The 2164-nt window shown below is 54.7% G+C and carries 4 protein-coding genes and 1 pseudogene; all 5 read left to right on the forward strand.

The features are described from left to right. Positions 1-165 (forward strand): annotated as a pseudogene (locus tag HEQ34_RS14185) (ribosome-binding factor A); the annotation flags it as partial. A gap of 32 nt (positions 166-197) precedes the next feature. Then, on the forward strand, positions 198-476 hold the full coding sequence (locus tag HEQ34_RS14190; RefSeq protein WP_296201557.1) for an AbrB/MazE/SpoVT family DNA-binding domain-containing protein: 279 nt from the start codon (positions 198-200) through the stop codon (positions 474-476). Then, positions 477-869: a type II toxin-antitoxin system VapC family toxin gene (locus tag HEQ34_RS14195; protein WP_296201559.1), complete on the forward strand. Its 393-nt coding sequence runs from the start codon at positions 477-479 to the stop codon at positions 867-869. It begins immediately after the preceding gene. Further along, positions 869-1450 (forward strand): thymidine kinase, encoded by a 582-nt coding sequence (locus tag HEQ34_RS14200; protein ID WP_296201560.1) that lies wholly within the window; start codon positions 869-871, stop codon positions 1448-1450. Before HEQ34_RS14195 ends, HEQ34_RS14200 begins: the two co-directional genes overlap by 1 nt. A 6-nt stretch (positions 1451-1456) precedes the next feature. Then, the coding region (gene truB, locus HEQ34_RS14205) for a tRNA pseudouridine(55) synthase TruB (RefSeq protein ID WP_296201562.1) at positions 1457-2164 on the forward strand (708 nt) is incomplete at its 3' end.

Consider the following 2164-nt stretch of genomic DNA (forward strand, 5'->3'; position numbering starts at 1 on the left):
ACCAACACCGCGTTTTTCCAAAAGGAAGTCGCGTCGCGGGTCAGCATGAAATATGCGGCGAAGCTGAAGTTCCTCGCGGATGACAGTTTCGACCAGGCAACGCATATTGAGGGTCTGTTGGCGCAGCCAAAGGTTCAGCAGGACCTGACCGACGGTGAGGATTGACACGGCCTTAGGTAAGACGTATCTTACCATTTATGAACCAGCAAACTACCGTATCGTCAAAAGGGCAAGTCGTCATACCTAAGGATGTGCGCGATAGGCTTAAGCTGGTGCCCGGCACTGCCTTGGATATCATCGAATCTGGCGGCGGTATGTTCCTAAAAATAGCGTCAGGCTCCCAAAAGCGCAGCTTTGCAGAATGCGACGCGGCAGTCCGTCAAGCCATTCAATATGAAGGGCCGCGATTTACGGATGAACAGGAAAAGCAAGCCATCGCTGACATGTTCAAAAAATCGTCCAAGTTCGACGATTAAATGGACGTTGTCGATACGAACATTCTGGCCAGATATTTTCTGGACGACGACCACGAACAGTCGCCGCGAGCACGTGCAATATTGATGCACGGGGCATTTGTTAGCAATTCGGTTTTATTGGAAACCGTGTGGCTTTTGCAATCCCGATACAATCAATCGCCAAAGGCGATTTCGTCGGCATTGCGTGCGCTTATTGCGATGCCAGACGTTGTTGTGTCTGATCTTGCCCTCCTATCCTGGGCTTTGACTCGATATGCAGACGGCGCGGATGTTGGTGACATGCTTCATTTGGTTGAAGCGGCGGGTCATGATTGTTTCCTGACCTTTGACCGCAAGCTCGCAAAACAGGCTGGCGATGCAACGCCGATTCACGTCAAGGACGCTGGCAAATAATGGCTAAGCTCTATTTCTATTACGCGTCAATGAACGCCGGCAAATCGTCGACCTTGTTGCAGGCGGCATTTAATTATGGCGAACGCGGGATGAAAGTCATGCTGTGGACCGCAGCTATTGATGATCGGCCCGGTTTCGGCGCGATCAGCTCGCGCATTGGTCTTGCAGGGGACGCCAGCCGGTTTGAACCGACGACAAATATCGAAAATGCGGTGCTTGCCCAGCACCACGAAACGCCTTTGGCCTGCGTATTAATCGACGAAGCGCAGTTTTTGACCAAGGAACAGGTTTGGCAAGCCGCAAGCCTGGCAGACAAGGCTGGAATTCCGGTTGTGTGTTACGGCTTGCGTACGGATTTCCAAGGCGAGTTATTTCCCGGCTCCGCCGCTTTGCTTGGCATCGCTGACAGTCTGGTCGAGCTTAAGGGCGTCTGCGATTGCGGGCGTAAAGCGACGATGAACTTGCGGGTGGACGAATTCGGCAAAGCAGTGTTCGACGGCGCGCAAACCGAAATTGGCGGCGATGACCGTTATATCGCCATGTGCCGCAAGCATTTTAATGAGGCGCGGGCAGGGCGTTAACGCGGCATGCATGGCTGGATCATCCTCGATAAACCACTTGGGTTGGGTTCAACGCAGGCTGTCGCAGCCGTAAAGCGCAATTTGCGCAGTGCGGGCTTTGGCAAGGTCAAGGTCGGCCATGGCGGGACGCTTGACCCTTTGGCCACCGGCGTTCTGCCCATCGCCTTGGGTGAAGCGACCAAATTATGCGGGCGTATGTTGGACGCATCGAAGACCTATGACTTTACGATCAGTTTTGGCACGGAAACCAGCGGCTTGGATGCCGAAGGAGAGATCGTTGCGACCTCAGACCAGCGCCCGACCTTGGCGCAAGTCGAAGCGGCGCTTGCCCAATTTATTGGTCCCATCGCCCAAATTCCGCCTGCGTACTCCGCGATAAAGATCGATGGTAAGCGCGCCTATGACTTAGCGCGGGCAGGTGAGGTCGTGGAGATGAAGTCGCGCAATGTGACGGTGCATGACCTTTGTATTCACAGCGTTGCCACCGTTGGCGCATTGAACGCCGTCACACTCACCGCCGACGTCTCCAAAGGCACCTATATCCGAAGCCTCGCCCGCGACATCGCTTATGCCCTTGGCACCGTCGGCCATGTGTCGATGCTACGCCGCACGCGTGCGGGGCCGTTCAGCTTACAAAGCGCGATTTCGCTGGACAAACTGAATGCATTCGGCCAAGGGGCCACCCAAGAAGACATTATCTTGCCGATAGAGGCA

The organism is Sphingorhabdus sp., assembly GCF_023910635.1.
Classification (GTDB): Bacteria; Pseudomonadota; Alphaproteobacteria; order Sphingomonadales; family Sphingomonadaceae; genus Sphingorhabdus_B.